This is a genomic window from Psychrobacter sp. ANT_H3 (assembly GCF_027919975.1).
In the GTDB taxonomy this organism is placed as follows: domain Bacteria; phylum Pseudomonadota; class Gammaproteobacteria; order Pseudomonadales; family Moraxellaceae; genus Psychrobacter; species Psychrobacter maritimus.
On sequence record NZ_JAQISM010000004.1, the window covers coordinates 192,154 to 217,320 of the forward strand.

Annotated in this window: 21 protein-coding genes; 16 read left to right on the forward strand and 5 right to left on the reverse strand. The window is 43.8% G+C overall.

What is annotated here, in order from left to right; genetic code table 11:
- Positions 1-87 precede the first annotated feature (87 nt).
- The 3 genes from PG901_RS03630 (at position 88) to PG901_RS03640 (ending at position 2,731) form a co-directional block, all read left to right on the forward strand.
- The gene (locus PG901_RS03630) at positions 88-795 is read left to right on the forward strand and encodes a hypothetical protein (RefSeq protein ID WP_271133537.1); all 708 of its coding nucleotides are present in this window, start codon (positions 88-90) and stop codon (positions 793-795) included.
- Between the two features lie 488 nt (positions 796-1,283).
- The gene (locus tag PG901_RS03635) at positions 1,284-2,273 is read left to right on the forward strand and encodes a malate dehydrogenase (RefSeq protein WP_183620353.1); all 990 of its coding nucleotides are present in this window, start codon (positions 1,284-1,286) and stop codon (positions 2,271-2,273) included.
- Between the two features lie 218 nt (positions 2,274-2,491).
- Entirely contained in the window at positions 2,492-2,731 is a 240-nt protein-coding gene (locus tag PG901_RS03640; RefSeq protein WP_271133538.1) for a DUF2789 family protein, read from the forward strand.
- 97 nt (positions 2,732-2,828) lie between these two features.
- Here the strand turns inward: PG901_RS03640 and ribF are convergent, their stop codons facing one another.
- Positions 2,829-3,869, reverse strand: coding sequence for a riboflavin biosynthesis protein RibF (ribF, locus tag PG901_RS03645; protein WP_442966845.1), 1,041 nt, complete (start codon positions 3,867-3,869; stop codon positions 2,829-2,831).
- A gap of 332 nt (positions 3,870-4,201) precedes the next feature.
- On the opposite strand from ribF, the gene PG901_RS03650 reads away from it, so the two are divergent.
- On the forward strand, positions 4,202-4,846 hold the full coding sequence (locus PG901_RS03650) for a GNAT family N-acetyltransferase (protein ID WP_271133539.1): 645 nt from the start codon (positions 4,202-4,204) through the stop codon (positions 4,844-4,846).
- 52 nt (positions 4,847-4,898) lie between these two features.
- Here PG901_RS03650 and PG901_RS03655 read toward each other — a convergent pair whose 3' ends face one another.
- From PG901_RS03655 to ampD, 3 genes are all read right to left on the reverse strand, one after another.
- Positions 4,899-5,537 carry a hypothetical protein gene (locus PG901_RS03655; protein ID WP_271133540.1) on the reverse strand — a complete coding sequence of 213 codons (639 nt, stop codon included), beginning with the start codon at positions 5,535-5,537 and terminating at the stop codon, positions 4,899-4,901.
- Positions 5,538-5,671: 134 nt separating this feature from the next.
- Entirely contained in the window at positions 5,672-7,222 is a 1,551-nt protein-coding gene (gene murJ, locus PG901_RS03660) for a murein biosynthesis integral membrane protein MurJ (protein WP_201564825.1), read from the reverse strand.
- Between the two features lie 206 nt (positions 7,223-7,428).
- Complete coding sequence (gene ampD, locus PG901_RS03665) at positions 7,429-8,025, reverse strand: 1,6-anhydro-N-acetylmuramyl-L-alanine amidase AmpD (RefSeq protein ID WP_271133541.1); 597 nt, start codon at positions 8,023-8,025, stop codon at positions 7,429-7,431.
- Between the two features lie 228 nt (positions 8,026-8,253).
- On the opposite strand from ampD, the gene PG901_RS03670 reads away from it, so the two are divergent.
- From PG901_RS03670 to lpxC, 12 genes are all read left to right on the forward strand, one after another.
- Positions 8,254-10,482, forward strand: coding sequence for an Lnb N-terminal periplasmic domain-containing protein (locus PG901_RS03670; protein ID WP_271133542.1), 2,229 nt, complete (start codon positions 8,254-8,256; stop codon positions 10,480-10,482).
- Between the two features lie 86 nt (positions 10,483-10,568).
- A complete protein-coding gene (locus tag PG901_RS03675) occupies positions 10,569-11,441 on the forward strand; it encodes an SDR family oxidoreductase (RefSeq protein ID WP_271133543.1) in 873 nt (290 codons plus the stop codon).
- Positions 11,442-11,529: 88 nt separating this feature from the next.
- Complete coding sequence (locus PG901_RS03680; RefSeq protein WP_271133544.1) at positions 11,530-12,534, forward strand: hypothetical protein; 1,005 nt, start codon at positions 11,530-11,532, stop codon at positions 12,532-12,534.
- A 77-nt stretch (positions 12,535-12,611) separates the two neighbouring features.
- Positions 12,612-13,352: an orotate phosphoribosyltransferase gene (gene pyrE, locus PG901_RS03685; RefSeq protein ID WP_201625531.1), complete on the forward strand. Its 741-nt coding sequence runs from the start codon at positions 12,612-12,614 to the stop codon at positions 13,350-13,352.
- Between the two features lie 123 nt (positions 13,353-13,475).
- Entirely contained in the window at positions 13,476-14,447 is a 972-nt protein-coding gene (gene gshB / locus PG901_RS03690) for a glutathione synthase (RefSeq protein ID WP_271133545.1), read from the forward strand.
- 433 nt (positions 14,448-14,880) lie between these two features.
- Positions 14,881-15,966: an undecaprenyldiphospho-muramoylpentapeptide beta-N-acetylglucosaminyltransferase gene (gene murG, locus PG901_RS03695; RefSeq protein ID WP_271133546.1), complete on the forward strand. Its 1,086-nt coding sequence runs from the start codon at positions 14,881-14,883 to the stop codon at positions 15,964-15,966.
- A 92-nt stretch (positions 15,967-16,058) separates the two neighbouring features.
- Complete coding sequence (gene murC, locus PG901_RS03700; RefSeq protein WP_271133547.1) at positions 16,059-17,498, forward strand: UDP-N-acetylmuramate--L-alanine ligase; 1,440 nt, start codon at positions 16,059-16,061, stop codon at positions 17,496-17,498.
- Between the two features lie 29 nt (positions 17,499-17,527).
- Positions 17,528-18,661, forward strand: coding sequence for a D-alanine--D-alanine ligase (locus PG901_RS03705; protein ID WP_271133548.1), 1,134 nt, complete (start codon positions 17,528-17,530; stop codon positions 18,659-18,661).
- Positions 18,662-19,240: 579 nt separating this feature from the next.
- Complete coding sequence (locus tag PG901_RS03710) at positions 19,241-20,038, forward strand: cell division protein FtsQ/DivIB (RefSeq protein ID WP_201564817.1); 798 nt, start codon at positions 19,241-19,243, stop codon at positions 20,036-20,038.
- A 158-nt stretch (positions 20,039-20,196) separates the two neighbouring features.
- Positions 20,197-21,489, forward strand: coding sequence for a cell division protein FtsA (gene ftsA / locus PG901_RS03715; protein WP_201564883.1), 1,293 nt, complete (start codon positions 20,197-20,199; stop codon positions 21,487-21,489).
- Between the two features lie 233 nt (positions 21,490-21,722).
- Positions 21,723-22,919 (forward strand): cell division protein FtsZ, encoded by a 1,197-nt coding sequence (gene ftsZ, locus PG901_RS03720; protein WP_183620383.1) that lies wholly within the window; start codon positions 21,723-21,725, stop codon positions 22,917-22,919.
- Positions 22,920-23,282: 363 nt separating this feature from the next.
- Positions 23,283-24,200, forward strand: coding sequence for a UDP-3-O-acyl-N-acetylglucosamine deacetylase (gene lpxC, locus PG901_RS03725; RefSeq protein WP_201564816.1), 918 nt, complete (start codon positions 23,283-23,285; stop codon positions 24,198-24,200).
- 298 nt (positions 24,201-24,498) lie between these two features.
- On the opposite strand, the gene PG901_RS03730 is transcribed toward lpxC, so the two are convergent.
- Complete coding sequence (locus PG901_RS03730; protein WP_201625536.1) at positions 24,499-25,014, reverse strand: hypothetical protein; 516 nt, start codon at positions 25,012-25,014, stop codon at positions 24,499-24,501.
- Positions 25,015-25,167: the final 153 nt, after the last annotated feature.

A 25,167-nucleotide genomic window follows, 5' to 3' on the forward strand; every position in this document is an offset into this window, starting at 1 on the left:
TAACCTCTTATGATTAAAAAATATTTCAATCTGCCTATATTGTCGCAAGCTAGGCGTCAGTTATGTGTTCAGACAAAGGTGGGCTCGATGTCAAAGACAAGGCTATCGGAGCATTTTAATCAATGCTTGATCAGCAAAAAGTATGAAAGTAAAGGCAATGCTGCTAATGCTACGATAGCTATTACGGCTTTACTTTTGTTGCAGGGTGTTATGGTATTGCCAGCGCAAGCGGCAAGTGCTGCCAAAACGGGGCAGCGCGTACTGATGATTGAGATGACGCCAGCGCTGTGCAGCTTACAACCGACGCGCGCGCGTATGCGCCAGTGTTTAGAAGGCTATTCGCTAACCGTTTCAGGTTTAGATATGGGTTATGGCGAGCGCTGCGGGCGCGGTAGTGAGCCACGTTTGACGCCACTACAATTAAAAGTCGTCAACCGTATCATGCCTGACACCACGGTGCGTACCCAAGCATGGCAGCGCTATGGCATCTGTAGTCCGCTGAGCGCCAGCAATTATTTTCGCCAAATCACTAACTATGCCGGCGACTTAAAACTGCCGAGCGAATTGAATACGGGCAACAGTTATACGGTATTAAAATCGCGTTTTGTGGGCCAAATGACCCGCTTAAACAGTGGTATGTCAGCGGATAGCGTTGATTTGATTTGCCAGGCAGGTGCGCGTCGTCAAATGGTATTGACGGACGTCCATGTTTGTTATGAAGGCAGTGCCTTTGGCACTTGTAGCAACGTCGTCGATAACTGTGGCAGTAAATTTATTATCTCAGGCGGCAAGTAAACAGCAAGTAGGCATTAGTCATAATCAGTAATGAACCACAAAGTATATCCCTCTAGCTTTTCAGTGCGTGACTATTAATTAGGGCGCGATTATCCATAAGCAAAAATGACCATAAGCAAAAACGGCAGTGTTATGTATTTAACGGTAATATGACTTATGTAATCGTATTAAATTCTCTTAAATAACGCTGCCAAAATTCCTATTAATTCTTTTCTTTTTTCAGCTCCTATATCTCTCTAAGACTTTATTTTTATAGCTTTTTATCGCAAGATAAAACATCTGTTCGTATAAAATGTAACAATATAACCCGCATAGTTATCCATCACGTTCGCGCTTTCTCTAGACGGTTAATAGGCTGAGGTGCTACACTAGCTCTCGGTTTATGACTGCTATATTCAGCGAGTAAATCGCTATCTAAAACGATCATCCTCAATCAGAACCATCAATCAGAATCATGAATTATCTAATCTATAATTAGGGAGTATTCAATGTCAATGAAACAGCCTTTACGTGTTGCCGTCACTGGTGCCGCTGGTAATATCAGCTATGCTATGTTATTTCGTATTGCATCTGGTGAGATGCTAGGTAAAGATCAGCCAGTTATTCTGCAATTGCTTGAAATCGCCCCAGCACTTGACGCCCTAAAGGGTGTGGTCATGGAGTTAGAAGACTGTGCATTCCCATTATTGGCCGGTATCGTTCAAACTGATGATGCGACCGTTGCATTCAAAGATGTAGACTATGCTTTGCTAGTCGGTTCACGTCCTCGTGGCCCAGGTATGGAACGTAAAGATTTGCTAGAAGCCAACGCTGCGATTTTCTCAGCCCAAGGTAAAGCATTGAACGACGTTGCAAGCCGTGATGTAAAAGTATTGGTCGTCGGTAACCCTGCCAACACCAACGCGCTTATCGCTCAGCGTAATGCACCAGATTTAGATCCACGTAACTTTACTGCTATGACTCGCCTAGATCATAACCGTGCCATGGCACAGTTGGCTGAGAAAACAGACAGCACTGTTAATGACATCAAAAACATGACTATCTGGGGTAACCACTCATCAACTCAGTATCCAGACCTAACGTCTGCAACTGTAAACGGTAAGCCAGCACTAGATTTAGTCGATCGCGAATGGTACGAAGCTACTTATATCCCAGAAGTACAACAACGCGGCGCAGCGATTATTAAAGCTCGCGGTGCATCATCTGCCGCTTCTGCTGCCAACGCTGCTATTGCACACGTACGTACATGGGCACTAGGTACTGATGAGAATGATTGGGTATCTATGGGCGTTTACTCAAACGGCGAATACGGTATTGCTGAAGGCTTAATCTACTCATTCCCAGTAACCTGCGCTAACGGCGACTGGTCTATCGTAGAAGGCGTTGATGTGTCATCAGATTTCTCAAAAGAGAAAATGGCCGCAACTGAGCAAGAGCTTAGCGAAGAGCGTGATGCAGTAGCACACTTGCTTCCATAAGTAGGCAATCTACTCAAGCTGTTATATAGAATTTAATCTGAAAAGCCCTCTACGATAGAGGGCTTTTTTGTGCCTTGCGTAACCATCAATACAATTGCTAACGTTAGCTAAACGTTGATTAACAGCTATTAGCAGCAAGCTTGCTACAATAAAGTGGCTAATTTAAATAATAAGTACAATCAAATCATTATTAAATTTCTGTCATTAAGGAAAAGACTATGTTGGGTGAACCTGAATACAATATGAATGAGTTATTTGCGCAGTTAGGGCTTGATAGCTCGGATGAAGCGATTGACAGTTTTGTCGAAAATAATAAACTGTCAAAAGAAGAGAAGTTAATCGAAGCGGCGGTATGGAATGACAATCAGCGTGCTTTTTTGCAAGAAGAGTGGAATAAAGATGCCGCATGGGTAGAAGTTATCGATGATTTAAACGTGCGTATGCATCCTGATGCCTAGAAGATAATAAAATATCAATATAAATAAAAACCCACAAACGTTATTCACGCTGTGGGTTTTTTATACGTTACACTTTTATAGGCTTATAACTACCATTTTAATTCGACTGCTTAGCACGCCATTCGAGTAAATCGATAACATCACTATGAATACCTGCTTTTAATGCCTCTAAACTCTCGTAATGGCGCTCGCCATGTAAATAATGCAAGAAGCGTACTTGTAAGGTTAAACCGTATAAATCTGCTTGTAGCTTAGGAAAATGTACCTCTAAGCGCCAATCATGCTCTTTATCTACTGACGGCCTAATACCAATATTGGCAGTACCAAATAAACTATGCGGGCGTAAACCTGCAACCCCTGGGTTTTCGCTATCTGTCAGTGCGGTTAAGCCGTTTGCTATGACATTACCATTATCATCAAGGCTGACGACATCGACAGCAAAGATGCCATGTAGAGCAGGTTTTATGCGTTTTAAGTCGACATTGGCAGTGGGAAAGTCCATGGTACGACCGATTTTATCGCCGCCAACGACGACGCCTGTCATCGCATAATCGCGACCCAATAAGGCATTGGCCGCATCAATGTCACCGGCCAACAATAGGTTGCGTATACGCGTAGAGCTAATGCGCGCGCCTTTGCCTTTATCATCGATCACGGTATGTAGATTGGTCACATCTAAGCCATAATCGCGCAAAAACTGACTGTCACCGGTACGATCATGACCAAATTTAAAGTCATCACCCAATACCAATGCTTGTACATTCAAACGCTGCGCTAAGATATCGGCAAATGCATTTGCTGATAGCGAGCGAAATTCCGCATCAAAGCTTGCGACAATTAAAGTCTCAATGCCATACTCTGCCAGCAAGGCTTGCTTTTCGGCAAGATTGGTGAGGCGGGCAGGCGCGGTAGCTGGCGCAAAAAACTCACGCGGCTGCGGTTCAAATATCATGACTGCCGAGCCAATATTTTGCGCCTTGGCAATATCACGCACGTGCGCAAGCATCGCTTGATGACCCAAATGCACGCCATCAAAGTTGCCAATAGTTAGCACGCAGGGTGCTAAATCTACTGGGCTAGTATTGGCAGACAAAGCGCTTGGCGATGCCATCAGTTGCTCAAGAAAATAGGTGTTCATAAATTTTCAGCTATGATAGATAAGACCGGATAAAAAAGAAAAAACACACCTCTACCAAAGATTGATGTGTCTAAAATCAGTCATTATAAAGTAAAATAGCCATACTAACATCCTATAGTCTGCTGATAATCAAACAACCACGCTAACAGCCCAAAAGGTATGGTTTTTATCTGGCTCACGTTGCTTGCTTTGTTAATTACTTCTGCTGACTTCCGATATGTACAGCTAGATTAGATAAAAGGTGCAACGGCTAAGCCTTAAGTATTAGACATTAATGACTAATTAGCCGTTATTTATCATTCATTTTTACTATTAATAATCATGGAAACGCTATGCCTGATGCTACCTCTGTCGCTGCTTGTCATGATGCCTCTCATTCGATGGCACCTGTCTTGGCAATTAATAAGCTCAATGAGGGCTTTACGGTACAGCGTGCCAAAAAAGAAGATTTACCCGCAATTTTAGCCATTTATAACCAAAGTATCGCCGGTAAGCAAGCAACTGCCAATCTTACGCCCGTCAGTTGTGAAGAGCGTCGGGATTGGTTTGATGAGCATGTAAATAATGCTACGCGACCTATTTATATTGTTCGCGCTGTCGAAGAAGAAGAAATTGTAGGCGGTGGAGGTAAGGGGCAAACAGTATCGCCAATCGTCGCTTGGGGCAGCTTTAGTGATTTGTATGCACGACCGGCTTATCATATCAGCACTGAGATTAGTATCTACTTGCATCAGGATTATCATGGTCAAGGCTTGGGTAGCTTATTGACACGCTGGATGCTGACGCAAGCGCCGAGATTAGGTATTCATAACGTGGTGGCGCTTATCTTTGCGCATAATCAACCAAGCTTAGGATTGTTCCGTAAGCTTGGTTTTGAGCAATGGGGCTATATGCCAAAGGTTTGCGATATGCAGGGGTTTATCGCCGATGTGGTGATGCTTGGTAAAGCGGTGATGGCAGCTAATGATGATAAATAATACAGCTAATAATGCCAAATGAAGTAAATTTAGAGAATAGCAGTCAGATGCCTTATCCTAAAATCTTCCATTTTCCACCAATCTTTTGTAGCTCATAAGTCAAGGGTGCAGGCTCGCTTTGTCCCCTTAACATCAACTCGCCAGTGATGGTGGCACGGGTTTTATCATCGTTGTATGTAGTATCAGTAAAAGTAACGCCATCAACCGTTTGCTGAAAAGCCGATTGGGTCTTGGCTAGCTCTTCTTCGAAGTTTGCCATATCTACTTTATAGTAAGTAGCAGCTTGCTTGACATCGCCATAATACAAGCTGTCTAGCGCTTGTTTAACGGTATCTTCCGGCGTACCGTCTTGGGTCGGATTGGTTACCAAGCTTTTTTGCTTAGCGGAAGCGGTAACTGGATTGATATTATTACTAGCAATCGTGGTTTCATCTTTTGTGCTATCTGCTGCCTGTTTACTATCAGTAGTAGTGCCTGTTACTTCTACTTGGCTCGCGTCGTTCTCAGATGTTTGCGCGACCACTGTAGCCTCTTCATTATTACTGGCAGCAGTCTCAGTTTCACCCTTATCATTATTGCTACAACCACTTAAAAGCAGTCCGGTACTCAAAATGCCAACAGTCAGTATACTTGGTAAGCGCAACAGGGTTGCTGATAAAGCTGTTTGTGAAGCTGATGATTTAGTCGTCATATTAGTCCCCAAAATTCATTTATTCATTAAACAGTAATTATGGCAACTATCAGCAGCGTTCACTGTCAATTCTCATACTAAGCTTGTTTTGGTTTGGTAAGTTAAAGCCTTGCCTAGTGCTTAATAATTAATCCTTAACCATGTTTTAGCTGGCGCGGACGGAAGCCTGTTGCCAATAGCACAACGCCATAAACCACCGCACCGACGACGCACATAATCAGCAGCGCGACGATACGTTTCCATTGAAAATCATTGGTTGGGAAATAGGGCAGCATGACATAAAGCACCGCAATCATAGAGGCGGTAGAAATCCCAAACTGGGTAAAGAGTTTTTTCCAATGGCTACCAAAGCGGAAAATATCACGCTTATGCAAGAAGTAATATAACAAGCCCGCGTTCACAAATGCCGCGCCCGTGGTTGCCAATGCCAAGCCACCATGCAACGGCATATCGAAGAAGTAAAATATGCCGATAAAAATGACACTAAATACCATATTGGCAAAAACGGAAACAATACCAATTCTGACTGGCGTTCTAGTGTCTTGACGGGCGAAAAAGGCGGGCGCAAAGATTTTAATTAACATAAAACCCAATATGCCGCCCGCCATGCTTTTTAACGCCAAGGAGCTCATTTGTGCATCGCGTAAGGTAAATTCGCCACGTAAAAACAGCGCCTGCATAAGTACGTCAGAGAGTATAAATAGTGCGGCCGATGCTGGAACACCGACCAAAATAATTAAGCGCGCTGCCCAATCGATGGTCTTTTTAAAGCTAACGTCATCTTTTCGTGCTTCACTTTTCGACAGACTTGGCAAAATAACTGTACCGATAGCCACGCCAATTAAGCCTAGTGGTAACTCGCTCATACGCTCAGCAGCATAAAGCCAAGAAACCGAACCGCCAATCATTAATGATGCAAAAATAGTGTTTAATAATAGATTAATCTGTGTGACAGAGACGCCAAAAATAGCCGGCAGCATCAGCTTTAAAATACGGCGAACGCCTTCATGCTGAAAGTCAATCTTTGGTGCGACCAGCAGTTTTTGCTGCGAGAGCTGTGGCAGTTGTATCAATAGCTGGAGCAAACCTGCGATAGCGACAGAATAGCCAAGCGCCATAATAGGAACATCAAACATAGGCGCAAACACTAGCGCACCACCAATCATAGATAGGTTGAGTAACACTGGCGCAAAGGCTGGCGCGGCAAAACGGCCGTAGCTTTGTAAAATACCGCTGGCAAAAGCGGTCATAGAAATAAATAATAAATAAGGAAAGGTCAGGCGTAGCAGCTCAGCGGTGATGGCAAATTTATCGGGCTGATTAGCAAAACCTGGGGCAAATAAAGTCACCACCCAAGGGGCGATTAAAATCACCACGACCGTCAGCATCGATAACACCAGCAGCAGCGCTCCTGAAGTGCGACTGACTAAAATCTGAACCTGTTGTAGGCTATATTTTTCTTTATATTCTGACAGCACAGGGACAAACGCTTGGCTAAAAGCCCCTTCTGCAAATAGACGGCGCAAAAAGTTGGGTATCTTAAAGGCGACCAAAAAGGCGTCCATCAGACCACCTGCGCCAAACACGCCTAATAACACAATATCGCGTACCAAACCTAAAATACGCGACAGCATGGTCATACTACTGACCACCATGGTTGAACGAAATAACCGACTTTTTGCCATGAGAACCTATTCTGCTAATTTGTTTAATGAAGGTTGTGTAGTGATGGTTGTTTGCTGATGTAGTGTTGTCAAAAAACTGACGGATTATAGCACTTTCATTGTCCTGATAAATGGATTGAATGGGGAATAATATCCACTGTCTACAGAGCTTTCGATAAGACTATTATCACAATTTAGCTGGTCAATTTATGACTTGCTCGCAAAATTTATGACTTGCTCGCAAAATGATGAGCAACCATCTCACGCAACTTTTTCCATTCAAAATAATCACCGGGGTCGGTTTTGCGACCGGGCGCGATATCACTATGACCGGTGAGATGTCTGCGAGTTTTTGGATAGGCGTCATAGATAGCAACGATAACTTTGGCAAGCGCTTCATATTGGGCGGCTGTAAAGGACACAAAATCTGAACCTTCAAGCTCAATGCCAATGCTATAATCATTACATTCAGGGCGACCCAAATAGCTGGAGCGTCCGGCATGCCACGCGCGTTCGTTAAAATTGACAAACTGGGTAATCGCGCCATCGCGCTCTATAAATAAATGTGCTGAAACTTCTGCGCCTTTAATGGTTTGAAAATAAGGATGCGCCTCCCAGTCTAATTGATTGGTAAATAAGGCCTTAACGTAATGTAAGCCGTCAGTATCGCAAGCTCCAAATTCATTGGGCGGCAAGCTAATATTGTGAATAACGATGGCATCAATCGTGATATTTTCCGGTCGTTTATTATAATTGGGTGACGCAAGCCAAGTCGCAGCAGATAATCGACCGGCATTAATAGTCATTGACGATGCTGTAGACATAATACTCTCTTTTATAATGTGATAATAAGTGCGCGGTAAATGCTGATGATTATAAGTTTTTTATCAATAAGCGGCGCATTTAACTAAAAAAACATTCGTTCAAAACATTCGTTCAAAACCATGGTTTAAAGCTGTTATTAAAAACACTGATTTATAATATCACTCTGACAATTCGATAGACCTAATAACGCGATAAGCGTATGACTCCTACAGTGCGAGATGTTACTCATGTCCATATATTCAAAACATTCAAACCTTTTGACGATAGATTGTACGCCAACAAGCATTGGCAGGCGAGCACGTTTGCCGCTCACCATAGCTGGACTGCTGCTGACCGCACAAGCACAGGCGTTTTTGCCAACGCCGGCATCGCTTGTGACAACAGGGGAGTTAGCGCTAGATACTACTGACGCTAAATCACAAAAAGCTGAGCCAATATTAACGGCTTATGCTGAGACGGTTGTTGCCGAATCAAATAATACCATCAAGCCAGATAGTGTCTCAAATACCGCAGTCACTTCTCGGACATCTAACCATCAGAGTGCTAACAATAGTGTTAATGAGACGAACACCCAACAGCTATTAGCATCATGGCGTGCGCAAGCAAAAACAAAAAACCTTGCCCAACATATAACATGGCGACGCTTATTATATTTCTTTGATGATCAAAAGAATTTAATCGGCAAGAAAAAAGACAGCAGTATCGTTGATGATGCTGCATTTTTCTTAAGTAAAAATGGACAGCATGATTCAGCTGCCGAGCTTGATGCCTTGCTGGTTGCCCTTGCTGAAGAAATGGCTACGACCCCAAATAACAGCACTGCTAGTAATAGTGCATCCAATCGTGCGACTAAAAACTCGGGACAAAACTCAGTACTATGCCGTTTCCCAGCGCGCGTACAATGGCTGACCGATACACTCAATATCGACAAGAGCGGTTTAAAAGTTGACTGTCCAGAGCTGAATGACTGGATGCAAAAGCTAGCACCTGAGCAGCTGTCTATTATGTTTGCGCAGGAATATTTGGACAATCCTATTTCAGCCTTTGCTCATACGTTATTACGCATTGATTCTAAAGCCAGCGTGGCCGATCCAAGCCAAATTCATCATGCAGTTGCGCTAAATTATACGGTAGGCGGCGATTCAACCGATAGTTTTTTGGTCTATGCCATCAAATCGATGACCGGCGGTTATGACAATCTGATTGAAATTGACCCTTATCCCGAGAAGCTGGCGAAGTATCTGCAAGAAGATGAGCGTGATGCGTGGACATACCAATTGGATTTGACTCCAGCAGAAGTGCAACAGATTATGCTACATGTTTGGGAAACCAAAGATTTGAAGTTGCCGTATTATTTCACCACTGATAACTGTGCCTCTGAGATTTTACGCTTGATTGACGTGGTACGTCCGCAGCAGCATTTATTAAGTCGCTTGCCTTATGCCGTTATTCCCTCAGATGTCGTGCAATTACTTAATAGCGAAGGCTTACTTGCCAGCACCAACTATACGCCCGCCGATAGCACCTTACGCCAAGCGCAGTTGAACAAGGTTAAAGAGCAGCGTGAGCAATTGGGCTATCATAATAGCGCCGAGCAGACGTTAAATGAGATTAAATCTGCCCAGTTGAATCCAACCTCGAGCATAGCCGCCGACGGAAAAACGCTATTGCCACGTCGTATTGCAGTAGCGGATAACAATCCGATAGACAGACATCCCTTGCAACTGGGGTTTATCGGGCTAGGGCAGCGCGGTGATAATAACTATATTGATTTAGGCGTGCGCGCAGGTTATCACGATACCCTCGATCGTCCTTCAGGATTCCCGCAGTTCTTTGATTTAGAAGGCGCGGCTGCAACCTTACGTTTATATGACACCGATAATGACAAAGCCAATCAGCCAAGTAGTGTGGTCTTGCAAAATGTAACCTTGGTGCGAGGGCGCTCGTTTAATCCGGTTAATTCTGCCAAAAAAGGCAAAACCTGGGGCGCCAGTGTTGAAGCGACCCGCGTAAATGACGGCTCGCAGCAAGAGGGCAGCGATCATCTAGTTGGTAGTTTAGGCTATGAGACCGGTTGGTCGTGGGCGTTTGGCACACCTAGCGCGGGCACAGGCGAGATGCCGCCGCAGCTATGCTATACGCTTTTGGCAGGTACGGCGCAAGCAGGACGCGGTATTAATAAAGGCTATCGTGTCGGCGCAGGCGTCAATGCCGGTTGCCGTTATCAGATTAACAATCAGTTACGTGCGCAGGCTGAATTACAACTGCCATATTGGTATCATGGCAGCAGCGACGAGTCTAATGCCTGTGGTCATTACTGGCAGCCGATATCGACATTAGGTTTGCAATACGATATCGATAAAAAACAAGCGTTACGTCTCAATGCCAACTACGAATGGCAAGATCGTATCGATGCCAAGGAAGACATACAGCTGTCGTATAGACGCTATTTTTAGCGCTTGTTATTAAATTATAAAAACCTTCTTAGCCAGTCATTAGCATAGACAGTCATCAGAAGCAGTTTTTAAATAAAGGGTATATGATGAGTACGCAAAATTTACTGATTATTGGTCAAGGTGATATCGGTTTACCCGTCACCAATAAGCTCGCTCAAGACGGTCTCAACGTCACAGGGCTGGCACGTCGTGAGCGTCATCATTATGACTTACATCCTAACGCTAAGTTTTTGCAAGCCGATGCGTTAACGCTCAGCGCTGAGCAGCTGCAAGATTTTACCGCAATAGCGATTATCGTCACTCCTGATGAGTATTCGACCAGCGGTTATCATGATAGTTATTTAGCAATCAGCCAGCATTTGGCAACATTAGCGGATAAACTAACCAATCTTGCGCGCATTATTTTTATTTCATCAACGGGTGTCTATGGGCAAGATAATGGCGCATGGATTGATGAAGATACCGCGCCTGTGACGCCAGAGCGTGAAGCCTCGCAAGTGATATTGCAAGCGGAACAAGCATTGCAAAAAGGTTTTGGTGCTAAGGCTATTATTATTCGCCCAAGTGGTATTTACGGACGTAAGCGCCTCATGCGTCTGCGTAAAGCCCGCGAGCCACAAAAAGAGCCAGTGGCAGCAGCGCACTGGAGCAATCGCATTATGGATCGCGATTTGGTCACCATTATCGCAAATGTCATGACTATAAGTATGCCAAAACCGCTTTATATTGCTACTGATTATGCGCCAGTCACCACTTTTGAGCTCGGCACTTGGTTAAGTGAGCAAATAGATGAAGTGCCGCCTGCTATTGATGATAGTAAAACGGCGGTAACGGGAAAACGCTTGCATAGTAATATTCCGCTAGCTTGGCTGGACTATCCTGATTGGCAAGTAGGCTACCGAGATATTTTGCAGCATCAAGAGCAACATCAACACAATCAAGAAGAGCAACGCCAATAACATCAAGAGTAAAATGACCATTTGATTGCTTTTATTTTTACATCTTTTATTTTTATATCTTTTAAATTTGCAAGCTTAGGGAAAACTCATGACCCAGCATTCTACTTCTGATGACCGTTTATCCAACGCTAGCTTTATAGCAGCAGAGGATCAGCTTGCAGAAGGTCATGCTGAGCAATCCGCTTTGTTAGCAAATAGTCAGCAGCCTGCGATTGTACATCCTAATTTTGACCCAAAGCGTTTGCCATTGGACCCTGCACGACCATTGACTGATATTCCAGAGCCTGCACGGCGCTTAAACAGTCAGCTGTGCCGCTTATATGGTAGCTCGACCCGTTTTTATCAGCCCAATACAGACAGCTTATCGAAATGGGCGCTAGTGGCTTCAGAAGCCTTTGCTGAGCATTTATCACTGCTCAGTGCCGCAAAACTGGTTGAGCTGCCCGAGAGTTTTTATCACAATCATAGCGAGCAGCCGTTATTAGCTTCATTAACAGACATGACTTTGCTCGATATGGCAGATATCCAGCGCGCGCTGCAAGCGTATCCAAAACTGAGCCGTTATGGGTTTTTGGCTACTGACAATATAAATACTGACAATATAAATACTGCTAAGAATATTAAGAAGCCTTTAGCGTCAGAATCTTTGCGAGCATTGACCAAACGTTATAATCCTGATGAGCTGCTCAATAGTATCTATGCTGACGATTGGCAAGTGGTATTGCAGCCACAGCAATTTGACAGCGGCGAGGGCAGTTTGGCGACTGATCTTATGGCCTGTAGCGTCGCCGTCCATGCTTTAAAGCAATGCAGTACGCGAAAAACGATTAACCACAGCTACAGCGCGGCGCAAATTTGTCAGCATCTGCGCAGCTACTTGCTCAGTCAGATTGTTTTTGAGCCAGCACAGCGCCACGCCTATCGCCAAGTGCGCTTATTTACGGGGCATATTATCGTTGCCGCCTATCATTTGGGCTGGGATATACAAGTCAGTAGCGATGGTCAATGCTACTTCAATATCTCATCACGTTGTGGGTTATTGACGCGTTACGCAAATATGCAAGATTATGATATCAATGGTTGGTCAAGTTAAAGCACGACGACTATAATGCGCTTCACGACTTTTCATTATTTAACTTTCCATTTTCTTTTTGCCGATAGGAAGACCCTATGCTTAATGCCGCAACGCCTCATAATCAAGCTGCTAATAATGTTTCATTTTCATCGCATCAATTTATCCAATTGGCTTTAGACAATCAGGTTCTAAAGTTTGGTGAGTTTGTCTTAAAGTCTGGACGTATTAGTCCATACTTTTTTAACGCGGGTTTGCTGGCGTCGGGTGAGATGTTATCTTTATTAGCGCGTGGTTATGCCGATGCCCTAGCTGAAAAAGTGGCAGAACAAATGGCTGCACAAGGTTCAATGGCAAATAATGGTACAAATGAGCAGGAGCTGGTTATTTTTGGTGCGGCTTATAAAGGCATTCCATTTGTCGCAGCAACCGCGCAAGCATTATGGCTGCATCATGGTATCAATGCTAAATGGGGCTATAACCGTAAAGAAGCCAAAACCCATGGCGAAGGTGGTAATTTAGTCGGTGCTGATGTCAAAGGCAAGGCGGTTTGGGTGCTTGATGATGTGATTACTGCTGGCACGGCGATGCGTGAAGTGGTTGAGATTTTAGAGCAAGCGGGCGCAAGCGTTGCCGGTATTATCGTCGCCCTCGACCGTAAAGAAAAAGGTTTGGCGGAGCGTTCTGCTATTCAAGAGTTGGCTGCGACCTTAGAAGTACCGGTGCGCGCGCTGATTGATATCGATGATTTAATCAGTTACCTAGCAGAAAGTAGCCCAAATAAAGATGCGACCCAGCTTGCAAAAATGCAGCATTACCGCGCCCAGTACGGCGTATAATTTATCGCAGTCATTGCTGTGTTTCAGCCATATTGGGTGAAATTTGAGTCATGTTATTGATGTCTGTTCGAACGATTAATACTATTTTAAATGATTAATACTATAACGTAAGTGAGCCTTATCATGAGCCAAGAAAAACAAAACAAATCATTAAACATACTCGTCATCATGGACCCAATCAAGCAGGTTAATTATAAAAAAGACACCAGCCTTGCCATGATGTGGTCGGCGCAAGACCGTGGGCACAGCCTTGGTTACTGTCAGATTCATGATTTATGGTTGGACCGTGGGCAATTGATGGTCGATACTCAGCCGGTGACAGTCAAGCGTGACCCGAATGATTTTTATACATTAGGTGAGAAAGCGACAGCGCCGGTCAGCGCTTATGATGTGATTTTGATGCGTAAAGATCCGCCGTTTGATATGCGTTTTATTTATGCCACTTACATGCTTGACCATGCTAAAGCCGCAGGCGTGCTGGTGGTCAACGATCCACAAGCGATACGCGATTGTAATGAAAAGCTGTTTGCTACTTGGTTTAGCGATTATATGAGCCCGACGATTGTGACCAGTAAACAGGCGCATATTCGCAAGTTTATTACTGAGCAGCAAGACGTTATCGTCAAGCCATTAGATGGTATGGGCGGCACGGGTATTTTCCGTTTGACTGCTGACAGTCCAAATATCGGCGTGACGCTGGAGATTTTAACCGAGCTTGAGACGCTACCGATTATGGCGCAGCGTTATTTGCCGGAAATCAAAGAAGGTGATAAGCGTGTGTTAATCGTCGATGGCGAAGTGGTCGATTATAGCTTGGCACGTATTCCGGTGAAAGGCGAGACGCGCGGTAATCTTGCGGCAGGTGGTAGCGGTGTTGCGATGCCGCTCACCGATATCGAACGCCAAGTGGCCCAAGTCGTCGCACCAATTGTCAAAGAAAAAGGGCTGATGTTCGTCGGTTTAGACTTAATCGGTGGCCGTATCACTGAGATTAATGTCACCAGTCCAACCTGTGTACGTGAGATTGATGATCAATGTGGAACCGATATTGCAACTGACTTTATTATCGCTATTGAGAAGAAGTTAGCAGTTTAAGTACTGCCGTTTAAATAACGCTATTTAAATAATGACGTTTAAATACGATGTTTAAATAATGTCTCTTAAATAAAACAATGTATGCAAAGCGGTAAGGATACAGTAATTTATTACTAAGCTATGTGCACAATACTTAAAAAACGGTGTGCTAAGATATATTGATAAACCTTATTGCTTAATAGCGCCTTTAAAAAGCGATAAAACGTTATTAAAAGCGCTGTTTTTATGATTTTTTAAGCGTATTTATAAAAGCCAAGCCGCGATTACTCATGGCTTGGATTTTTATTATTTGCGCTGCATAAAGTGCTGTCTATCAGGCAGCGATTTACACTATACTATGCGGGCTTTTATAGGCTCATTTTGGTTCGATAAATAATACAGTCAAAAGATAATAAGTCTTTCATATAAATAAAGAAAAGATAGGCAGGCGTTCATGAAAACACCGCATATATTAATGATGGCTGCTGGTACAGGCGGGCATGTATTTCCAGCACTTGCGGTTAGCGAAGAATTGACCAAGCGCGGTGCTGTTATTCACTGGCTCGGTACGCCAAATGGCATGGAAAATGGCTTGGTTGCACCCACAGGTTATCCTTTTCATGCGATTGATATGCAAGGATTGCGCGGCAAAGGATTGGGGCGCTTGCTAAAGCTACCCGTGACGTTATTGTCAGCGACGATGGCGGCGATTAAGGTCATTCGTGGCAATCAAATCGATGTGGTCGTTGGTTTTGGCGGTTACGTCACTGCGCCCGGCGGTATTGCGGCGCGTTTGACTAAGACGCCGCTTATTATCCATGAACAAAATGCTATTGCAGGCATGAGCAATCGTTATTTAGCCAAGATAGCAACCAAGGTATTGCAAGCGTTTGAAAATACCTTTGCCAATAGCCAGCATGATAGCAAGATAGAAACGGTGGGTAATCCCGTGCGCAATGCCATTAGCGGTGTTGCCGAACCCAGTATTCGTTACGATGTCAATGACAGCTCGCCGCTTAAACTGTTAGTGGTGGGTGGTTCGCTCGGTGCGCAAGTGTTAAATGAGACGCTGCCAAAAGCACTGGCTTTGATTGACCGTCCGTTTGAGGTCCGTCATCAATGTGGACGCAATAATGAGGCCGCCACGCAAGCGGCGTATGACAGTGAAGCGTTAAGCGCCCATCAGTTTACGGTACAGCCATTTATTGATGATATGGCAGCCGCGTATAATTGGGCGGATATTGTGGTTTGTCGGGCGGGTGCTTTGACGGTAACTGAAATTCAAAACGTCGGTATAGCGGCGATATTTGTACCGCTACCAAGCGCGGTTGATGACCATCAGACGGCAAATGCACGCACCTTGACCTCACACAAAGCAGGGATTTTGCTGCCACAAAGCGAGCTGACGCCCAAAAGTTTGAGTAGTGAGCTTGCGATGCTAGATAGGCGTGCTTGTTTAGAGATGGCAGAAAAAGGTCATGCGCTTGCCAACCGCCATGCCTGCCAACAGGTAGCCGATATTATCTGGCAGGCCTTATAAAAGCTGATTGTCTTAATCATTATTTTATTACCTATTATTTTTATTACGTATTATTAACCAAATTTGTTTGTCTACAATAAAGAGAAAACCCTATGCCAACCTCTGCTAAAGCCTTAACTAAGCGTTTGATTGAAATACCAGAAATGCGCCGTATTCAGCATCTGCATTTTGTCGGTATTGGTGGCTCGGGGATGTGCGGTATCGCTGAGGTTATGAACAATCAAGGCTATGAAGTCAGTGGTTCTGATATCGCTGAGAGCTTGGTGACTAAGCGCTTAGAGCAGATTGGTATTACTATTGCGATTGGTCATGATTCCAAAAACATCGCCAATGCCGATGTTATCGTCGTATCGTCTGCTATCGACCGTAGTAATCCTGAAGTCAAAGCGGCGCTTGAAGCGCGTCTGCCAGTGGTACGCCGTGCTGATATGCTCGGCGAGTTGATGCGCTATCGCCATGGTATCGCCGTTGCTGGCGCACATGGTAAAACCACCACCACCAGTTTGCTGACAACCATGATGGCAGAAGCGCAGCTTGATCCCACCTATGTGATTGGCGGTAAGCTCAATGCCTCAGGTAAAAATGCCGCGCTCGGTAGCAGCCGTTATTTGGTTGCCGAAGCCGATGAATCTGATGCGTCATTCTTATCTTTACATCCGATGGCGGCGATTGTTACCAATATCGATCAAGACCATATGGAAACCTATGGCAATAGTTTTGACAACTTAAAAGCCGCTTATATCCAGTTTTTACAAAATATGCCGTTTTATGGTTTGGCGGTGGTCTGCGGTGACGACCCTGAATTGTACTCCATGATTGATGATATTGGTCGTCCAGTATTAACCTTTGGTCTTGAACCTTTTAACGATGTACAAGCCGTTGACTTGGTCAGCGAAGGCACCAAAACTCACTTTACCGTCTTGCGCCGCGACCATGAGCCATTGCGTCTAACCTTGAATATCCCGGGTGTACACAATGTTTATAATGCGCTGGCTGCTATTACTATGGCAACCGACGAAGGCGTAGATGACGAAGCGATTAAGCGCGCCCTGCAGAAATTCGAAGGCGTTGGTCGCCGCTTTGAGCAGCATGCCTCCGTAGATATCGATGATGGCAATGTATTGCTTATTGACGATTATGGTCATCACCCAAGAGAAGTCGACGCGACCATTAAAGCGGCCCGTCAAAGCTTCCCTGAGCGCCGTTTAGTGATGATGTTCCAGCCACATCGTTATAGCCGCACCCGTGATTGTTTCGATGATTTTGTCGAAGTGCTTTCAAGCGTCGATGAGTTATTGTTATTGGATGTGTATCCTGCTGGTGAAAGCCCGATTGCTGGTGCCGATACCAAAGCCTTGGCACGTAGTATCCGTTTGCGCGGTGCCGTTGAACCGACGATTATCGATAAGGATAATTTGGCACCAGTCATGCAGCGTTTGCTTCAAGCGCATGACATGTTGATTACCCAAGGTGCGGGTAATGTTGGACAAATAGCGATCGAATTGGCCGCCAATAATTTATATATCAAATAAGCCGCAAACGAATTTTAGGAACGAGACTCATGACTACTCATAACCAAGAAAACAATAACCAAGAAAATGAAAATAACATGGATAAAAGTATCGATAATAAAAATATCGATAATAATATCAATGTTGGGGCGAACACCTCCATTACCAATCCAGAGGCAGCCCTAGCAGCTGCTGCCCAAGCTGAGAGTGAAGGTGTGGAAAATAAACAATCAAGCCAAGATACATTCTTAAATGTCGCTCCTAGTAAAGTAAAAAATGCGAGTGAATTTGGGAAAGTGGCTGTGGTATATGGCGGCAGTAGCAATGAGCGCAGTGTCTCTTTAGATAGTGGCGCGGCCGTTTTACAAGCGCTGCAAAACCAAGGCGTTGATGCCACGCATTTTGACCCGAAAAACCAAGATATTACTGAGCTTCGTCAATATGACCGCGTGTTTAACGTTTTGCATGGTCGCGGCGGCGAAGACGGTCTGCTACAAGGCGTGCTGCAATGGTTTAATATTCCGCAGACCGGTTCTGGTATTTTGGCATCAGCACTGGGTATGGACAAAGTACGTACCAAGCAGCTGTGGCAAGGTTGTGGTTTATCGACCGCACCGTTTTCATTGCTAACTGCTGATACCGACTGGCAGCAAGTGGTTAATATGCTAGGACTGCCGCTGATTATCAAACCAGTCCATGAAGGCTCAAGCATTGGTATGACCAAGGTTAATAATCTTGATGAGCTTCCTGCTGCGTATGCAACCGCCGTACAATGCGGTGATGCGGTGATGGCTGAGCGTTGGATTACCGGTCGCGAATTTACCATTGTTATTATCGATGATGAAGCCTATCCGGTTATTCGCCTTGAGCCTGCTGATATCACCAACTTCTATGATTTTGAAGCCAAATACAACCGTAACGATACCAGCTACTACATTCCCTGCGGTCTAAGCGCTGCGGATGAAAAGCATTTGCAAGATTTGAGCTTGGCTGCATTCCGTGCGGTTGATGCAAAAGGTTGGGGACGTATCGATGCGATGCAAGACGAAGCGGGCAACTTTTGGCTGCTTGAGATTAATACCGTACCGGGCATGACCAGTCATAGTTTGGTGCCAATGGCGGCCAAAGCTCGCGGCATGGATTTTGAGAGCTTGTGTTGGCATATTTTGGCGCAAACCGTATAAGTATCGATTAACGATTTTGCCGCTAATAGCTGTACGACTGATAAATGCACGACTGATAAATAGAAGAGGTTTACTTAATAAACGTTCAATTGGCTATTAAATAACTGATTGGACGTCTTATATATAGGTATGCAAATATTTAGCATTAAGCTGCCAATTATGTCTCGGCTAAAACCAGCTTTACAAACTACTTAATGATGGTAATTAGCCTGTATAAATATTGTCAAATGTATCGCTAGAGCTGCTATAGCACAGCTTCATGTAAACTTGTGTAAATTCGTTGTTAGTAGTAGGGGTTAGGCTATTGTTTAAACGTAAAATACGTTAATATTGTAAATATTGGTCTATATTCGTGATATTTATGGTTATTTGCGCCGCTATCTCTTAAGTCATTCATTAAATGAGAAAAATGTTACGTTTTAATGACGATAAGCGCACGTTATAAACCGTTTTAGACAAATAAATTGATAATATGTTAGTTTTATAGATTCCTGCGAATGTTTAGCAGATTTACCTTTAATAGAAGCACTATTAGCGTTATGCAAATAGCTTTAAGCAAAAATAGGGACGAAGTTTATTATGACTCAAACTGTCAATGACGTCGCTGACTTGATGAGTGATAAGACCCGTCGCCCGACATCTAGTTTTCAAGTACCGACTTCGGTCAGATATTTCTTTACGGTACTGGTGTTGGGTTTGCTTGTGCTGATATTAATCATGGGTGGTAAGGCATTACGCGACGCACCGCCCGCTGCTATTCATGTCGATAATCGAGATTTGACATTTGCGCAATATCAAGCGTTACAGCATGTCATGAGCCAACAGAGTGTGAGCAGTTTTTTCACCTCGGACCTGCAGGCACTAAGAGATATTACCACCAGTTTGGCTTGGGTTGACCAAGTGAGCGTGAGCCGTGATTGGCAGCGTGGTATAGTCGTTAAAGCCTTACCAAAACAGCCGGTGGCAAATTTCGGCACTGAGCGTTTGGTTGATGCAAAAGGGGCGGTTTTTGTTCCTGCTGACAGTCGAGATTTAACGCAAGAGCGTTTTGCGACGTTGCAAGGTGATATGGCGCAAGCGCCCGTTATTATGCAACAAATGCAGCAAGTCAATGATTGGTATGCGCCGCTTGGTATGCAGGTTGAAGATATCATTTTGTCACCAAGAATGACGTGGCTGATTCGCTTTGATAATGGTCAACGTGTCATCGTTGATAATGAAAATACCGCGCAAAAACTGTTGAATTTAAGTCAGCTGCTCGGCAATCAGTTAAGCAATCGCCGCGATGAAATACAGTCTGTCGATCTTCGTTACAAAAATGGATTTACTATCGCATGGAATCTGGCGCCGCCAAAAACTACTGAAACACCACCGTAAATGAATAAAACATCAAGAAAGCAGTCAAAACCTTATATTTGTCTGCTTTCTTAATATAAAGAGTTAACATACAATATCACCGCGTGCTGCTAGCGCTTTTTAATGATTTAATGGAGACGTCATCTGGTCTCCTGTTTAGCGATAATTTGTCTGGTACCATGAAAAATACTGAAAATCTGGTTGTTGTCCATCTAAGTGCCACGGCAGTATATGTCGTCATTGGCAGTGTTGTCTCTGCAAAAGACATTCGTATTATGGGTGTGGGGCAAGTTAAAAATAGCGACTTTTATCAAGGTCAGATAAAGCATCGTGAACGTTTGCAGGGCGCTATCAAACAAGCCATTCAAGAAGCCGAAGATACGGCCAATTGCCGTGTACATAGTGTCTGGTTGACCATGGCGACGCCTGAGCTATTAAGTAAAAATAGTGCAGGCGATGTCAGAGTCGAAGACGAAGTCGTCCGTGCCAAAGATATGGTGCAAGCGCTGTCAAATGCAAAATCGCAAGACTTGTCGCCTGATTATTATTTGATGCATTGCTGCCAGCAAGGTATCTATATCGACAACCAAGAATTTATGGTTGATGATGCTATTGATATGGTCGCGCACAATATCACTGTGATGTATCACATGATGATGATGCCAGTATCTAGCCGTCAGAATATCCAAAAATTATTACAAAGCTGTGACGTCGGTATTGACCATATCGTTTTTGATGCGGTTACCAGCGCCGAATACAGTTTGATGAGTGATGAGCGTCAGCAAGGGGTTTGCTTGGTCGATATCGGTGCGAGTACCACCAGTATTTGCGTCTATAAAGAAAATAAGCTGATTTTCACCCACTGTATCGCTACCGGCAGTCATGAAGTAACGATGGATATCTCAGCCGACGTTGGGATCTCTATGATAGAGGCGGAAAGGCTGAAAAAAACGTATGGTACCGTTGATATCAATAGCGTTGATCCTAGCTCATTCTTTCTCTTTAAGCCGCAAGGGTCGGGCGATGAAATTAATATTGGTACGTATAATTTAGCGCGTATTATTGAAGCGCGATATGTGCAGATTTTTACTGAAGTGGTTCGCCAATTACATGATGCGGATTTGCTAGGCTATATTGATAAAGGCATTGTACTCACAGGCGGTGGCAGCGCTATTAAAGGCATGATACCTTTTGCCAAAAAGCTGCTGAAAATGCCGGTGGTATTGACCAATACCCATCCTGCTATTAGTGCTTATAATCATTTTGATAATGATGAATCGTTTAAGCAGCTGAATATGCAGGTCAATGATCGCGCTTATCAAACCGCGTTTGGTACATTACTATATAGTCAAAGCGAGCAGTTTCGCCGTAGTGAAAAAAGTGAGCCGGAAGCGATTCAAAAGAATCGTGTCACGGGTGTTTTTCAAAGTGCAGGGCAACGTTTTGCCAGTGTACTCAAAAAGATATTATAATCTGCTGTAAACTTACTCAGATGAAGCAGTTAAGAGCCTGCCGCAGTATTATAGGTAAGCATATTTAAAGCAACACCCTGTACAATAACGGCATATATAGGCTAAGCACAACTATTTAAGCCTTTGCCCTGTTTTATTTAAATACATTTATATATAGTAAGTCGATAGCGCGCCATATGAGTGTGTTACCACGTATCGACCATCACGCTATCTGCAACTGGAGAAACCTTTTTATGTCAAAATACACCATGCCAGATGATAATCAGCTTCAAAACAACGGCCAGGCAAGCTTCACTGTATTCGGTGTGGGCGGCGGCGGCGGTAATGCGGTTGAGCATATGGTACAACAAGGGATTAGAGGTGTAACGTTTGTCTGTGCCAATACGGATAAACAAGCGCTCGATCGTCTGACAGCGCCGCATAAATTGCAGCTTGGTGCTAAGACCAACCGTGGTCTTGGCGCAGGGGCAAACCCAGAAGTGGGCCGTGAAGCCGCAGAAAGCGAAGAAGAAGCCATCCGTGCCTTACTTGAACACTCAGACATGGTCTTTATAACCGCGGGTATGGGTGGTGGTACAGGTACGGGCGCCGCTCCAGTGGTTGCGCGTATTGCTAAAGAGATGGAAGTGTTGACGGTCGCAGTTGTGACCACACCATTTAAATTTGAAGGTGGCAAACGTATCAAGGCTGCTAAGGCTGGTATCGAGCAGTTGACCAATTTCGTTGACTCTATCATTACCATTCCAAACGACAAACTTATGAGTGTGTATGGCAACATCTCTATGCAAGATGCCTTCAAAAAAGCTGATGACGTCCTGTTGCATGCGGTACAAGGTATTGCAGAAACCATCGCTAGCGAAGGTATGATTAATATTGACTTTAACGATATCCGCACCGCGATGACAGCTAAAGGTCATGCGATGATGGGTATCGGTCGCGCCAGCGGCGATGATCGTGCGCGTCAAGCGACCGAGAAAGCCATCAGATCGCCATTGCTTGATGATTTGCGTTTAGAGAATGCCAAAGGCTTGCTTGTTAACGTCATCTCTTCTGAATCTTTATCATTGGATGAGATGAGCAAAATCAGTGTCATCGTTGAAGAAATTACTGATATAGATGATGCGCATATTTTCTATGGTTCAGTGATTGATGAAAAAATGGGTGATGATTTACATGTAACAGTCATCGCAACCGGTCTGACTTTAGATGAAAATGCTGGTCAAGAGCCTGAAGTGGTAGAGCAGCCTGTGCCATCGGTAAACAGCACCCAGCCTGTTGATCCAAACTTACATACCAGCGCGCTCAACAGTCAAAAACAGTCGCAAGCTCAGTATCAAGAAAGCCCGATACGCGCAAATGTGACGCAAGAGCAGCCTAAAACTAAAACCAACAGTATTCAAGATTATCTTAAGCGCCAACAGAACAAATAGTGCTTAGAATAAGTAGGCATTAAAATGAATGCTTGTTGTAGATAGTATGAATAAAAAAGAGCCAGTATTTCGATACTGGCTTTTTTGTGCCTGTCTTTAGGCTTTGTCTATTTATAAGCGAGCTATTTATACAACCTTTATAAATAAAGTGACGCTCTATCCAATTGCTGCTTATAAATAGCTATAAACCGTTATTTATCGCTGATTGACAGTTTATTGTCTGCTAAAAGTCATCGTTAAAATAATGACGATAAGTGTTATCAATCAAAGACATAAGCAAATTAACGCTTTTTAGCGCTAGCGAAATAGGGTCGGGTAATGCTACACTATGTCAATTGTAACAAAATATGTGAGAAGACAGCCATGAACCAACGAACCATAAAAACAGCGATAGCCGTTACAGGTACTGGTCTTCATAGTGGTCAACCTGTTGACTTAGAGTTTCATCCACAGCCGATCAATACCGGTATCGTATTTGAACGTTCTGATATTGTCGGTAGCAATCCTATTCCTGCCAGTGCCTTTTTGGTACAAGATACCATGATGTCATCGAATCTCGTATTTGGTGGCACCCGTGTGGGCACTGTTGAGCATTTGCTCAGTGCGGTTGCGGGACTTGGCGTTGATAACCTGTTAATCCGCGTGTCAGCGTCAGAGATACCGATTATGGATGGTAGTGCCGCCCCATTTGTGGGACTGCTGCTACAAGCAGGATTTTGTGAACAAGAAGCGGCAAAGCGCTTTATTAAGATTGTGCGCCCAGTACGCGTCAAAGTTGACGATAAATGGGCAGAGCTACGTCCTTATGAAGGCTTTGAGCTCAATTTCGAGATTGATTTTGACCATCCTGCCATTGATAAAGATTTTCAGCATGCACAATTGCAGTTTTCCACGCAAAACTTCATTGAGCAATTGAGCTCAGCGCGTACTTTTGGTTTCTTACGTGATATCGAAACCTTGCGTCAGAACAACTTGGCGTTAGGCGGCAGCATGGACAATGCCATTGTCATTGATGATGCCAGTATCCTTAATGAAGAAGGCTTACGCTTTAATGATGAATTTGTACGTCATAAAATTTTAGATGCGCTAGGCGATTTATATCTGATTGGCTATCCGATTTTAGGTCGTTTTAATGCGTATAAGTCTGGTCATGCACTAAATAATATGTTGGTACGTGAGATATTATCAGATCCTGATAACTTTGAAATTGTAACTTTTGATGACAATGTAACCTGTCCTATCGAATATTTACCATTAAATGGTTTAACAGTTGAAGGATGAATACAGGAATATACACGAAGTATCGAAACATTTACGCAATATTACATAAGATGGTTATAAGTAGCGCTAAATAATATTCGTTTAAATAGATATTTTCTTTCTCATTTTACCAATAACCTGCTTCAGAGTAGGTAAAATAAAAGATGTGGGAAATAATAAAATCATCTGTCAGTGAGGTTTACATTGTGAATGGCACTGACAGATGATTTTTTTTGTTGACGAAATTACAAAAACGCAGCTTTATCGGCGTCAATTACGGGTTTAATTTACATAAGTTTACAGAGTAAAGCGAGTATTTTTACGGATTAATCAGGCGCAAAAGTGCCTTTTTGAGATTTTCATCAGTGGTGACATGCTCTGCAGCCTGTGATATAGTCCGCTTTGTGTTTTGGCTAAGAGCCTGATTTTCATGGGCTTTACGAGGCTTTGATAAGGGTGCCGACAAGGCTTGTGATGATTTGGGATAATCGTTATGAGCAGAATTTTTGGCTACTACGACGCGGATTTGCTTGAGTTGTTTAAATGTAATTGACTGCTCTGTTAACACCTGCAAATAAGCGCTCTGTAAATAGCGAATATGATTGGCGGCAGTCATCGAGCCCACACTGAGTATAAGTTGCTCAGAGGTTAAGCCCACGACCCAGCAGTTATCGAGGATTTCCTCAGGTAGACAATCTACCAAAAGCTCTTTTACTTCGGTCGTAGCTTGCAGATATAAACGCATATTATCAGCCAATGTTTGAGGTAGCGCACTACCAGCAAAGGCTTGATGATCGATAAGTTTAGCAAGTCGGTTAGGTTGTTTTTTTGACATCGTGAACACTCATCTAATAGGTGACAAAATCGATATTCATCATAAACAGCGAGCTTTTGTACTAAGGATTTTATCATGTTTATTTCATGGTCATCTTCCCTAAATTAATTCATGCTTTGTCACGGATGACGAGCAATCCTGTATTCACAATAG